The sequence below is a fragment of the Agromyces albus genome (genome assembly GCF_030815405.1).
In the GTDB taxonomy this organism is placed as follows: Bacteria; Actinomycetota; Actinomycetes; order Actinomycetales; family Microbacteriaceae; genus Agromyces; species Agromyces albus_A.
The window spans coordinates 1,525,377-1,537,906 of the sequence record NZ_JAUSWX010000001.1; the positions used below are offsets into that span (position 1 = coordinate 1,525,377).

The window sequence follows — 12,530 nt, forward strand, 5'->3', positions numbered from 1 at the left end:
GGGGGACGAGCGGGTAGGGTCGATGCGTGGATCCGGACATGAGCGAGCTCACCGAGCAGATCGCCCTCGACCCCACCTCCTTCATCGGAATTCCGCTCGCGCTCGTGGGAGCGGTCTTCCTGTCGCTGGGCGCACAGTTCCAGCATCGCGGCGTGGTGAAGGTTGAGTCGCGCACCGTCGACACCCTCGGCAAGGGGTTGAGCTTCAACCAGCTCGCGCTGCTGCTCGCGCGCCCGTCATGGGTGCTCGGCTCGGTCATGCTCGGGCTCGCCATCGTCTTCCAGTTGTCGAGTCTCTACTTCGCGCCGATCATCGTCGTGCAGCCGCTCGGCGCGATCGCGCTCGTGATCACCTCCATCCTGAACTCGCGCATCAACCACGTCAGGCTCAAGCACAAATCCATCATCGCAATCGTGATGTGTGTCGGCGGTGTCCTGCTCTTCGTCGGCGTCGCGGCCTTCACCGCCGTCGACAAGCCGGTGACCGATCAGCACCTGATCACGATCCTGATCATCCTCGCCGTCGTGCTCGCGGCAGCCGGAGTGGCCTTCGGATGGATGCGCCGGCACATCCGGGCGATTTTCTACGTCATCATGGCCGGCGTGCTCTACGGGTTCGTGGCGACGCTCGCGAAGGTGGTGCTCGGCCGACTCCAGCAGGGGGAGTTCGAGTGGCTCACCTGGCTGTGCGTCGTCGGCCTGCTCGCAGCGACCGGCCTCGGTGCGTACTTCGTGCAGAATGCCTACGCATCGGGCCCGCCCGACCTCGTCATCGCGGGGCTCACGGTGGTCGACCCGATGGTCGCGGTCGCGATCGGCATCATCGTGTTGGGGGAGGCGTCGCAGGCGCCGCTCTGGGCGAACGGGGTCTTCGTGCTCGCCGGCGTGATCGCGGTGGTGGGCGTCTTCCAGCTCGCGAAGAACCACCCGCAAACACGGATCTGAGCAGAATCACGCCCCCAAGCGCGAAACTCCACAACGACGCCGCGCGGTGCGCACTGCGTAGACTATCGTCGGACTCAGTCTGCGCGCCGACCCTGCGCCGCGACGCCCACCGGGGCTGACCGTCCCGAATCGACGAACTGTGAGGAACAACGCCACGTGTCTGACAATCCCGGTGCTACACCTTCCGCCGGCACCGACGGCGCAGAGACGGAACGGCCGCTCAGGATCCTGATCGGCGCCGACACCTTCGCTCCCGACGTCAATGGGGCAGCGAAGTTCGCCGAGCGCCTCGCGGCCGGCCTGGTCGAGCGCGGTCACGACGTGCACGTCATGGCCCCAGCTGCCAGCCGCAAGCACGGCACCTGGAAAGAGGTGCACGAGGGCCAGGAGATCACGGCGCACCGCCTGAACAGCTGGCGCTGGTATCCGCACGACTGGCTCCGATTCGCGCTGCCGTGGCGCATCCGCCAGAACAGCGCCCGCGTGATCGACGAGGTGACACCCGACGTGGTGCACTTCCAGTCGCACATCATCGTTGGGCGGGGCCTTTCGCTCGAAGCCGAGAAGCGCGGCATCCGGATCGTCGGCACCAATCACTTCATGCCCGAGAACATGCTCGAGTTCACGCTGTTGCCGGCGGGCTGGCAGGAGTGGGCGGTCGGGCTCGCCTGGAAGGCTGCTCGCCGCACCTTCGGGCGCGCCGAGGCGGTCACCACGCCGACGCGCAAGGCGGCCCAGTTCCTCGAGAAGCACACGGGCCTCTCGGGCGTACACGCGATCTCGTGCGGAATCGACGCGCACAAGTACGAGCCGAGCTGGGAGCCGCGCAGCGAGAATCGCATCCTCTTCGTCGGACGCGTCACCGGTGAGAAGCAGATCGACGTGCTGCTGCGTGCGTTCGCGCTGCTCCCGGCCGAGCTCGACGCGAAGCTCGAGATCGTCGGCGGCGGCGACCAGAAGCGCAACCTCGAGCACATGGCCGTGGAGCTCGGAGTCGCAGATCAGGTGACATTCACCGGCTACGTGGCCGACGACGCCTTGCGAGGCGCCTACCACCGGGCATCCGTGCTCGCCATGCCCTCCATCGCCGAACTGCAGAGCATCGTCACGATGGAGGCCATGGCCTCGGCCCTGCCGATCGTCGCGGCCAACGCGATGGCCCTCCCGCACCTCGTGCACGACGGCGAGAACGGATACCTCTTCGAACCGGGCAGCCCTGAAGACCTCGCGGCCAAGCTCCGGATCGTGCTCGAGGCGCCGGCGGCAGAATATCGCGCACTCAAGGAGGGGTCGCTTCGCATGATCGCCGCCCACGACATCCAGCGCACGATCTCGACGTTCGAGAGCCTGTATCGTGGGAAGCCGGTGACCGACCCGGTCACCGATGTCGCACCGGCGGCGCTCCCCGAGTGACGCGGGCGCGGGGCGGTAGCTCAGCCGGTTAGAGCAGTGGACTCATAATCCATCGGTCACGGGTTCAAGTCCCGTCCGCCCTACCTTAATTCGACTTGATCAGGGTTTCTTGCCTCTAATAGAGGGCAGGGACTTGATGTCGTCAACGTTTATCCAACGCTTATTCGTTCGCTCGGGCAGAAATGGGCGTGCTCCGGTCAGGGTGGTCGACCGTACTCGACCGAGTTGGGTTCGCCTCGAACACCTTCGTGGTATGAACAGCGAACGCCTCTCCGGGCTCGGCCTCGAGCCCGTGTTGACCACGAGCGAGCTCGCCGAGTACCTCGGCGTGCACGTGCAGGCCATCTACGACCTGCGCACCGACGGACGCGGACCTGCCGGGATGCGGGTCGGCCGGGAGATCCGCTACCGCGTCTCCGACGTCATCCACTGGCTGGACGGCATTCACGAACCGGAGGCCGTGCCCGCTGTCGAAGGTGAGGGTTGATGGCAGGCCGTCCCCGGCTGGCGATCGGCACCTACGGCAGCATCCAGACGACGGAGCTCGCGCGTGGAAGGTTCCGGGCGCTGACCCGGTTCCGCGACTGGGACGGGCAGACGCGCCAAGTCGGCGCGACAGGGGAGAGCCGCAACGCGGCGATCACCGCGCTGAAGCTCGATCTGCAGGAGCGCATGCGGCACGCCGGCACGCAAGGCTCGCTCACCCCCGACTCGAAGTTCGCGGACCTCGCTGACGCATGGCTGGACGATCTGCGCTTGGACGTCGATCGCGCTGAGAGCACGAAGGAGACCTACGAGCGCCAGCTTCGGGGCAGCGTACTGCCGTTCTTCGCCGACTTCGCGGTGCGCGAGATCACCGTTGGCCGGATCGAGCGGTATCTGAAGCAGCAGCGGCTGCGGTCGTTCTCGATGGCCAAACATTCGAAGACGACGCTGAGCATGGTGTTGGCCTTCGGCGTGCGGCAGGGACTCCTCGAGCGGAATCCAGTGAAGGAGACCTCGCAGCTAAAAAAGCCCAAGCGGGTGCCGAAGGCGCTGACTCCTGACGAGTTGGCGGCGATCCGGACCGCGGCGCGGGAGTTCGGCACCGATCCGCATTGGCTCGGGCCCCGACCGGATGGGCAGGTGCGCGACCTCATCGAGGTCATGCTCGGTACGGCGACTCGTATCGGCGAGGCGCTCGCGCTGCGGAAATGCGACGTCGACGTGACGGCGGAGCCGCCGCGGGTCGAGATCTGCGGCACGATCATCCAGCGCAGCGGGGTGCCGGTCTACCGGCAGGAGCATCCGAAGACGAAAGAATCGAATCGGCTCGTGCCCGTCCCGGTGTTCGCAGCCGAGGTGCTTCGTCGGCGGCTCGCCCTCCTTCCGGCCGATGCTGAGCCCGAGCATCTTCTGTTCTTCTCGAAGAACGACACGCCGCTCATCCCCGCGAATGTACGGCGGCAGTTCCGGAAGATCCTCGGGCTGGCCGGCCTCGCTGATGCGGGGATCTCGCCGCATGCGTTCCGTCGGACGGGCGCGACCGCGATCGCCCACGAGCTCGGATTGCAAGCAGCAGCCGACATGCTCGGGCACACATCGACGGCCGTTACGAAGGAGCACTATGCGGAGCCGGATCGAACGGTGACGTCCAAACCGGCCGAGGTGCTCCAGCGACTGGCGCCGAAGCCGCCTGCTCCGGACGACGGCGTTGACTCAATCTCGTGGGACGACTGGGAGGAGTAGTCGGGAGTGTCGGGGCAGGGGGCGAATGGCCTGGCCGCGGCGACCTCGCGTACTAGACCAAGCTGGACTGCGATGGCGAAGGAGTGGCCTGCGAGGAAGCGACGCGGAACTCAGGCATCGGTCGTTGCGACTTAGCGCTGCTTCGAGAATACGTCCTCAGCTAGTCTGCGGCGTTCAACGTCGTCGATGACGAATCGTATGAAGTCCTCGTTGCGGTCGGTGATGACGACCTCGTCAACTGCGTCGGTGGGCGGCTCGCCGGGCCAGGCGGTTTGCCGTGTCGGTCTGTCGCGGTCGAGCCGGGTGCCCGATGTAGCGACCCAGTCGTGGAGCCGTTGGCGGGCATCGGCGAAGTCGCGGTGCCAGCCGAATGGTGCGGAGCCGTGTTGGTCGGGGTCGTAGGCGCAGAGCCAGTGCAGGTGTAGAGCGGAGAGCTCCCAGACGAGTTCAGGGTGGCGGTGCCAGAACGGCGGAATGACAGAAGCCGGGAGTCCGTAGGTCCGTCGGAGCCAGTTGACCCACCGATTGAGCTCTACCCATTCCGTCTCGGCTTCTTCGGCCGTGAGTAGGTTCCAGTTGATCGGATGTGGCGGTTCCGACGTCAGCGGCCCGTCAAGGTCATCCAGCGAGCCATCATCGAGCGCGGCATCCTGCGGGGCAGCCCACCGGCGGCCCGAGGCATCCGGCATCGTGGCACTCATATCCCGAGCACGGCGGAGTCGGCGCGCACCTGCGCCGGCGCGACGACTGGACGTGGGCCAGGGGAATCCTCTTCGATGCCGCCGCCCGATCGGCGGCTGCGATCGACGTCGTAGTTGGTGCGGGCGAGGTCGTGGCCGATCTTCTTCGCGACGAACTCCTCCCGTTCGATGAGCGCGCCGTCGCGTTCGACTTGGAAGGTACGGACGTAGCCTTCGGCGATGAAGCTGTCGCCCTTTGCGAACCGGGTGAGTGCGCGGTCGGCGGTCGCGCGGTAAGTGACGAGGTCGTGAAAGGTCGGCTCGAGTTCGGTGAAGCTGCCGTCGCTTTCGCGGCGGAAGTGGGGCTGGCCGACGCGGACGTAGAAGCGGGTGTCGCCGTTCTCGGTGACGGACTGCTGTGGCTCCGCGGCGATGAAGCCGGAGAGTGACTGCTGGGTGTGAAGTGCCATGGGACTGTCCTCCAGAGGATCCGGCGGATCGTTCGACCCGCTCACATGGGAGGTGCGCGGCGGTTCCCATGTCGGCGGTGCTGCCGACGCTCGAGCACTGCCGGGAGTGAGAGGATCATCGGCCGAACCCCCCGGTGTGCGAGCCGCGTCGATCGTTGTGGAACGACGTCGCGTGCGGCATCCGGTCCAAGGTCGGTTCGATCACCTCAGCACCCGCAGGAACCGTGCCCGTCGCTGCAGTGGCAGGTCGCGGCGCCGGTGTGGCAGGTGCCGTGAGCGGGAGCCGGAGCTGGCACGTCGAGGGTCGGGTTGTGGTCGAAGAAGCCGTGCGGCACGAGGGAGAAGCCGGTGCTGTCGACGGGCATGATCGGCCAGTCCTCGGTGCGCGGGAAGTGCGTGAGCCCGAACGTGTGCCACACGACGATGTCCTGACCGTCGATGTCGGCGTCGCGCTCGATCCAGCGGTCGATCGTGCCGAAGCCGTTGTTCTGGTTCACGAGCTCGCCCGACGGATAGCGCTCGGTCGGGGAGTATCGCGTGACCCACAGGTCGTGGGTAGTGAACGCTGCACGGCGCGCGATCGACGACGACGGGTCGGCGAGCAGACTCGGCTGGCCCTCCGAGCGGAGGATGTAGCCGACCGGCCTGCCCACGACGTTCCGCACCTCGGGGTTCACGATGTGCCAGGCCCGACCGCGCTTGCCGTCGGCATCGCGCACGCCCTCCTGCTCCGTCTTCAACCGCCGCGTCGCCAGAGTGAAGCCGTTGCCGTACTGGTTCTCGGGCCCCATCTGCACGCGCTTCGCCTCGAGCTCGTCGACCGCGTTGCGCACGCCGTCGAGCGTGACGTCGAGCCGGGCCGAGAACAGGTGCTGGTGGTACGGCGCGCCGATCCCGGGTGCGATCTCCGACGCCCACGGGTAATCGCTGCCGTCGGGTTGCGCTCCCGGGTAGGCCGACGCGAACACCACGCCGGTCGCCTTGCACTCCAGCTCGATGCGGCCGTCGAGATAGAAATGCCAGTAGAAGCCGTAGTCGTAGTTGCCGACCGTGATGAAGAACGAGACGACCAGTCGCCGGTTCCGGCGCACATCGGTCGAGTGGTAGTACTCGTCGGTGTGCTTCCAGAGGATGGATGCATCCTCCTCGTGCATGCAGATCGCGTTCGTGATCGTCTGCGGCTTGCCGTCGGTCGCGGCGATCGTGGCGTCGAAGTAGCGGATCTCGCCGAGGCAGTCGCACCCGAGGGTCAGCGAGTTCGCCGACTTGCCCAGCGAGTACTCGCCGGCATCGAAGTAGTTCTGCCAGAACCGCACCGGGCTCGGGTCGCCGTAGGGCACCACCATCTCGGCCACCGACGCCCGGTACACGATCGGACGGTGGCGCTCGCCGTCGGTAAAACCGATCTCGTGCAGTGTGAGCCCCTCCACCTGGTTGAACCCGATGCGGAACCGCCACTTCTCCCACTCGACGACATCACCGTCGACGGTGAAGCTCGGGCCCTCGGGCTGCGTGATAACGATCGGCTTCTGCGTCTGACGCGGCGCCGGTAGCTCGTCGGCACGGTGGAAGTTGTACCGCTCGAGCGGGATGTCGAAGATCTTGTCGTCGATCAGCTTCATCACCTCGCCGGTGACGAGGTCGACGTACGCGACGATGCCGTCGATCGGGTGCGCCCACGCGTTGTCATCGGCGTCGAGCTGCAGGAACGACAGGCAGCGCACGATGCGGCGGCCGTCTTCATCGGGCAGACCGAAGCGGCCCGCCGACAGGGCCGAGATGCGGACGAGGGAGACGTCGTCGATGCCGCGCGTGTGCATCGCGTCGACCCAGCCGTCGTGCGCGCGCAGCAGCTCCTCGATGCGGTCGAACTCCTCGAGCACGATCGGCGGTTGGCCCTCCTCGGTGAGGTCGATCGTGCGCCGTGCGACCACGCGGCCCGCCGTCAGGTCGGTCGTGATCTCGGAGACCGTGCCGTCGCGCCGGTCGAGCAGCACGCTGCCGACGCGTCGCTCCGTGGCCGTGCCGTCCAGGACGGCATGCTTCTCGGGTTCGATGAGGTTCACGAGCATGAAGGCCGTGGCATCCTCGTCGAACCCGTCGGCGAGCACGAGGCGGCGACTGGTGTCGATCTCTTCGGCGGTGAGGCGGTCGAGTGCGTGCGTCATGGCTCTCTCCGAGGGTGCGGGCTCAGCGCCCGGCGAACCAGGTGGTCTTGAGGGCGGTGTAGTTGTCGAAGGCGTGCAGCGAGAGGTCTCGGCCGAAGCCCGACTGTTTCGCGCCACCGAACGGCGTCACGACGTCCAGCGCGTCCACCGTGTTCACCGACACGGTGCCCGCCCGCAGCGCCTTCGAGACCCGGAGCGCCCGATGGATGTTGTCGGTGAAGACGGATGCCGCGAGGCCGTAGTCGCTGTCGTTAGCGAGGCGGATCGCCTCGGCCTCGTCGTCGAACGGGGTGATCGCCAGCACCGGGCCGAAGATCTCCTCCCGCCACAGCGCGCTGTCCACCGGGGTGTCGGCGAAGACGGTCGGCTCGAGGAAGAACCCGCCCGACTCCGCTAGTGAGGTGTCACCCCCGGTCACGAGCCGCGCGGCTGATCGGGCGCCGTCGACGTGTCCGCGCACCCGCGTCAGCTGTGCCGCGCTCACGAGCGGGCCCATGGCAGTGTCGGGGTCGAGGGGGTCGCCGACGCGAATCGCGCGGGCGCGCGCGACGACGCGGTCGGTGAGGTCGTCGACGATCGATCGCTCCACCAGCAGGCGCGAGTTCGCCGAGCAGACCTGACCGCTGCACGTGAAGATGCCGGCGACGGCGAAGTCGGCGACCGCGTCGAGATCGGCGACGTCGGCGAACACGAGATTCGCGCTTTTACCGCCGCACTCGAGCCACACCGCCTTCATGTTCGACCGGCTGGAGTACTCGAGGAACTTCTTGCCAACCGAGGTCGACCCGGTGAACGCGATCACGTCGACGTCATCGTGCAGGCCGAGAGCCTGACCGGCCTCGTGACCGTAGCCCGGCACGACGTTGAGCACCCCGGCGGGCAGACCCGCCTCGGTGGCGAGCTCGGCGAAGCGCAGCGCCGACAGCGGCGTCTCCTCGGCCGGCTTCAGCACGACGCTGTTGCCCGCAGCCAGTGCGGGGGCGAGCTTCCAGATCGCCGTCTCGAGGGGGTAGTTCCACGGCACGACCGCACCGACGACACCGACGGGCTCGCGGGTGACGACCGCCAGGTCGGTGCCGCCGGTCGGGGCGACCTCGCCGTAGACCTTGTCGATCGCCTCCGCGTACCACTGCAGGATCGCGGCGCTCCCGGGGATGTCGATCGCCGTCGTGTCGGCGATGAGCTTGCCGCCGTCGATGCTGTCGAGCAGGGCGAGTTCGTCCGCGGCATCCCGGATCGCACCCGCGAGCGCCAGCAGCACCCCCTTGCGCTCGGCGGGCGCGGCCTGCGACCACACGCCCGACTCGAACGAGCGTCGAGCGGCGGCGACCGCGCGGTCGATTTCGACCTCGCGCCCCCGGGCGACGCGGGCGATGACGGCTCCGGTCGCGGGGTTCACCGTCTCAAACGTCTCGCCGTCGGCGGCGTCGACGAAAGCGCCGTCGATGTACGCGCGGGTGCGCGGCTCGATCGTCTCGGCGAGACGCTGCCAGTCAGCGTGCGTGTGCATGTGCGGTCTCCTGGTCGGGGTCGGGTGTCTCGGTGAGGGCGTCGATGATCGTCTGCGCCATCAGCAGCGCGCCGTCGAGCGCCGCGCGGTCGCCGGCGGGCCGGATCGACGCGTGGGCGAACGCCGCCTGGTGGTTGACGGCGGGCGCGGAATCGATGCCGAGGTAGGGGTGGATGGCGCGGACCCGGCGAGACACGTTGCCCATGTCGGTCGAGGCGGTGTTCATCCCACCCGGATGCCGCTCCTCGGCATCCATGTCACGGCCGAGTGCGGCGGCGTTCGCGGCGAACGCGGCCGCCAGGGCGTCGTCGTTGCGGAACTCGGAGTATCGCGGGCTCGTCTCGCGGATGTCGATCTCGCAGCCGGTGGCGAGCGCGCCGGCCTCGAAGCAGGCGGTCACGCGACGGAACGCGGCATCCAACTCCTCGAGCGACGCGGCGCGGACGTACCAGCTGCCGAGGGCCGATCCGGGGATGGCGTTCGGGGCGGTGCCGGCCTCGCGGACGACGCCGTGCACGCGCACCGACGCCGGCAGCTGCTGACGGAGCAGGCCGATGGCGACCTGCGCGACGGTGAACGCGTCGGCCGCGTTGATGCCGAGGGTCGGATAGGCCGACGCGTGCGACTCCCGCCCGGTGTAGGCGACGTCGAAGTGCGCGACCGCGAGCGGGCGGGCGTACAGCGCGTCGGCCGGGCCGGGGTGGACCATCATCGCGAGATCGACCTCGTCGAAGACGCCCGCGTGGAGCAGGTGGATCTTGCCGCCGCCGCCCTCCTCGGCCGGCGTGCCGATAACCTGGACCGTGGCGTCGAGCGCATCGGCCAGCGGCACGAGGGCGGATGCCGCACCGACGGCCGCGGCGGCGATGATGTTGTGGCCGCACGCGTGGCCGAGCCCGGCGAGGGCGTCGTACTCGGCGACGACCGCGACGGTGCGCGAGCCGGTTCCCGCCGACGAGACGAACGCGGTCTCCAGACCACCCGCGCCGCGCGTCACCGTCATGCCGAGACCCTCGAGCGTGTCGGCGAGCAGCGTCGCCGACGCGTGCTCCTGCCACGCCGTCTCGGGTGCGGCGTGGAGCGCGTGGCTCACCGCGAGGATCGCGTCGCGATGCGCGTCGATCGCCGTGGCGGCGCGGCTCTTGAGGTCGGCCGCAGCGACGGCGGGGTCATTCATCGCCGGGGACGCCGTAAGAGGGGGCGGCACCCGGCGAGACGGCGCGGGTCAGGTAGGCGTCCTTCTGTGGCATCCACAGGTCAACGAGGCGACGGAGCTCGCCGATGGGGTCGTCGTGGTCGTCGACGCGGAGGTCGGTGACGCGCCACGGCGCGTCCTCCACCACCGACAGGCCGGCTGAGCGCAGTGGCCCGGCCTCGCCGCCCGCGGCGACCGCAGTTTCGAGCGCGGCGAGGAGGCGCTCCTCGAGCGTTCCCGTTGCGGCGGTGTAGCCGCCGACCATCGCGTCGAGCACCCCTTCATTGTCGAGGAGGTTGCCTGCGGCCAGGCACGCGTCGCCGAGGGATTCGCCGTGGATGCCGAGGGCCTGTGCCCCGGAATGCACAGCGATGCGGCCGGCCGCGTCGACCACGGTCACCTGCCGGTAGTCGGCGAAGCCGTCGGTCGCGAGCGCCGCCGCGATCGCCTCGGCGGCGGTCGCGCCGCTCTCCAGTGCGTCGAGGGCCGCGGGCCCGAGCGCGGGGTTGGTGACGTTCTGCGAGGCCACCGCGCCGACGCCGGCGCGCAGGTGGGCGCACCGCGAGGCGACGGCGGGGCTCGACGACGAGATGACGATGCCGAAGGCGCCGTCGTGATGGGCGATGAGGGAAAGGGTCACAGGGTCACCTCGGTGTCGTCGGCGGGGTCGCTGATCACGGCGGTGGCGTCGATCTCGACGAGCCACTCGGGACGGGCGAGCGCGTCGACCACCAGCCCGGTGGAGACGGGGTAGACGCCCTTCAGCCAGCGTCCCATCGTGCGGTACACCGGCTCGCGGTAGCGGATGTCGGTGAGGTACACGACGACCTTCACGATGTCCTCGAGACGGGAGCCCGCCTCGCGGAGCAGCATGTCGATGTTCGCCATCGCCTTCTCGGCCTGCGCCTCGACGTCGCCGATGCCGACGCTCTCGCGCGTCTCGAGATCCTGACCGATCTGACCACGCAGGTACACCACGCCGCCGGCGACGACCGCCTGACACAGGTCGTTGTCGATCGACTGCTCGGGGTAGGTGGCCTTCGTGTTGAACGGACGGATGCGGGTGTGCGCAGTCATCGGGAGGTCTCCAGACTCATCGGCTCGAGCAGGTCAGCGTCGGTGGTGGTGTCCGCCGGGCGGTACGCGGCATACATCCGCTGGATCGCGATGTGATCGGCGACGTGCTTCGCGTCGTGCCACACGCCCCAGATGAAGCTCGACCCGCGGCGCGACTGCCACGGAAGACCGAGGAAGTAGATGCCGGCTTCGGGGGAGACGCCGCGACGGTGACGGGGGCGACCGTTCTCGTCGAGCGCCTCAGCGGGGAGCCAGCGATAGTCGGAGGTGAACCCGGTGGCCCACACGATCGACGTCACGCCGGCCTCGGCCAGGTCGAGTTCACGGAGCGGATCGGTGACGCAGGCCGGGTCGGAGTTGAGCACCTTCGCCTCGGGCTCCTCGGGAAGATCGAGGCCGTTCCGCGCGATGTACGCGTCTGCCTCCTCGAGCACCCCGAGATAGTTCGCGTCGCCGGCGGCGATGTTGCGGGCGAGGTCGTCGCCGAACCCCACGGTGCCGTCGACGTACGAGTTCGCGCGGCCGACCAGCACGACGCCCTCCGCGGCCAACCGGCGGAAGTCGACGGTGTGACCGCCGTCGGCACCGCTGACCGCGATAGTCACGTGCTCCGCGCCGAGCGGGGGAGTCGCGGCATCCCACTTGTCGAGCACGCCGAGCCACCAGACGAAGTCGCGACCGCGGTAGCTGCGCGGCGGGCGGTCGTGTGGTCCGACGGCGAGGTACACCTGGCGTCCGGCGCGCTGGAGCTCGGCGGCGATCTGCACGCCCGACGAACCGGCACCGACGACGAGCACGGCGCCGGAGGGGAGCTGCTGCGGGTTGCGGTACCCGGACGAGTGGATCTGCGCTATGCCCGCCTCGGCGGGAACGAGCGCCGGGATCGCGGGCTGCTGGAACGCGCCGGTCGCGGCGACGACGTACCGGGCCCGGTACTGCCCGTCCGTCGTGTCGACGAGGAAACCCGCGGCTCCCACGGCGCGGCGGACCGCCGTCACCTCGACGCCGCAGCGCACCGGCCCTCCGAACTTCTCGGCGTAGGTGCTCATGTACTCCGCGACCTGCTCCTTCGTCGCGAACCCATCGGGAGCGACGTCGGCGAACTCCATGCCGGGGAAACGGTCGTGCCACACCGGTCCGTTCGTCACCAGCGAGTCCCACCGCTCGGAACGCCACCGCTCGGCGATGCGACCGCGCTCGAGCACGACATGACGGATGCCGGAGCGCGTCAGGTGCTCGCTGATCGCGACGCCCGCCTGACCGGCGCCGACCACGATCACCTCCACGTCGCGGTCGTCGGGGGTGAGAGGGGAAGGGGATGACGCCATGGTGTCTGCGCGGCTTT

At 68.9% G+C, this 12,530-nt stretch carries 12 protein-coding genes and 1 tRNA gene; 5 read left to right on the plus strand and 8 right to left on the minus strand.

What is annotated here, in order from left to right; all coding sequences use genetic code 11:
- Positions 1–38: 38 nt before the first annotated feature.
- The 5 genes from QFZ29_RS07155 to QFZ29_RS07175 all read left to right on the plus strand — a co-directional run bounded on the left by QFZ29_RS07155 (position 39) and on the right by QFZ29_RS07175 (position 4,085).
- Complete coding sequence (locus QFZ29_RS07155) at positions 39–944, plus strand: DMT family transporter (protein WP_306893495.1); 906 nt, start codon at positions 39–41, stop codon at positions 942–944.
- A gap of 156 nt (positions 945–1,100) precedes the next feature.
- On the plus strand, positions 1,101–2,357 hold the full coding sequence (locus tag QFZ29_RS07160; protein ID WP_306893496.1) for a glycosyltransferase: 1,257 nt from the start codon (positions 1,101–1,103) through the stop codon (positions 2,355–2,357).
- A 9-nt stretch (positions 2,358–2,366) separates the two neighbouring features.
- Positions 2,367–2,440: transfer RNA gene (locus tag QFZ29_RS07165), tRNA-Ile, on the plus strand.
- Positions 2,441–2,610: 170 nt separating this feature from the next.
- Entirely contained in the window at positions 2,611–2,844 is a 234-nt protein-coding gene (locus QFZ29_RS07170; protein ID WP_306893497.1) for a helix-turn-helix domain-containing protein, read from the plus strand.
- Positions 2,844–4,085, plus strand: a complete 1,242-nt coding sequence (locus QFZ29_RS07175) for a tyrosine-type recombinase/integrase (RefSeq protein ID WP_306893498.1) — start codon at positions 2,844–2,846, stop codon at positions 4,083–4,085. The genes QFZ29_RS07170 and QFZ29_RS07175 overlap by 1 nt, the downstream gene beginning before the upstream one ends.
- 131 nt (positions 4,086–4,216) lie before the next feature.
- Here QFZ29_RS07175 and QFZ29_RS07180 read toward each other — a convergent pair whose 3' ends face one another.
- From QFZ29_RS07180 to QFZ29_RS07215, 8 genes are all read right to left on the minus strand, one after another.
- On the minus strand, positions 4,217–4,774 hold the full coding sequence (locus QFZ29_RS07180; protein WP_306893499.1) for a hypothetical protein: 558 nt from the start codon (positions 4,772–4,774) through the stop codon (positions 4,217–4,219).
- An 8-nt stretch (positions 4,775–4,782) separates the two neighbouring features.
- A complete protein-coding gene (locus QFZ29_RS07185; RefSeq protein WP_306893500.1) occupies positions 4,783–5,235 on the minus strand; it encodes a single-stranded DNA-binding protein in 453 nt (150 codons plus the stop codon).
- Between the two features lie 206 nt (positions 5,236–5,441).
- Positions 5,442–7,403, minus strand: a complete 1,962-nt coding sequence (locus QFZ29_RS07190; RefSeq protein WP_306893501.1) for a primary-amine oxidase — start codon at positions 7,401–7,403, stop codon at positions 5,442–5,444.
- A 22-nt stretch (positions 7,404–7,425) separates the two neighbouring features.
- Complete coding sequence (locus QFZ29_RS07195) at positions 7,426–8,913, minus strand: aldehyde dehydrogenase (RefSeq protein ID WP_306893502.1); 1,488 nt, start codon at positions 8,911–8,913, stop codon at positions 7,426–7,428.
- Positions 8,897–10,090 (minus strand): amidohydrolase, encoded by a 1,194-nt coding sequence (locus tag QFZ29_RS07200; protein WP_306893503.1) that lies wholly within the window; start codon positions 10,088–10,090, stop codon positions 8,897–8,899. The genes QFZ29_RS07195 and QFZ29_RS07200 overlap by 17 nt, the downstream gene beginning before the upstream one ends.
- The gene (locus tag QFZ29_RS07205) at positions 10,083–10,748 is read right to left on the minus strand and encodes a DUF1028 domain-containing protein (RefSeq protein ID WP_306893504.1); all 666 of its coding nucleotides are present in this window, start codon (positions 10,746–10,748) and stop codon (positions 10,083–10,085) included. Before QFZ29_RS07205 ends, QFZ29_RS07200 begins: the two co-directional genes overlap by 8 nt.
- Positions 10,745–11,185 (minus strand): RidA family protein, encoded by a 441-nt coding sequence (locus QFZ29_RS07210; protein ID WP_306893505.1) that lies wholly within the window; start codon positions 11,183–11,185, stop codon positions 10,745–10,747. The genes QFZ29_RS07205 and QFZ29_RS07210 overlap by 4 nt, the downstream gene beginning before the upstream one ends.
- Positions 11,182–12,513: a flavin-containing monooxygenase gene (locus tag QFZ29_RS07215; RefSeq protein WP_306893506.1), complete on the minus strand. Its 1,332-nt coding sequence runs from the start codon at positions 12,511–12,513 to the stop codon at positions 11,182–11,184. Before QFZ29_RS07215 ends, QFZ29_RS07210 begins: the two co-directional genes overlap by 4 nt.
- Between the last annotated feature and the right edge of the window lie 17 nt (positions 12,514–12,530).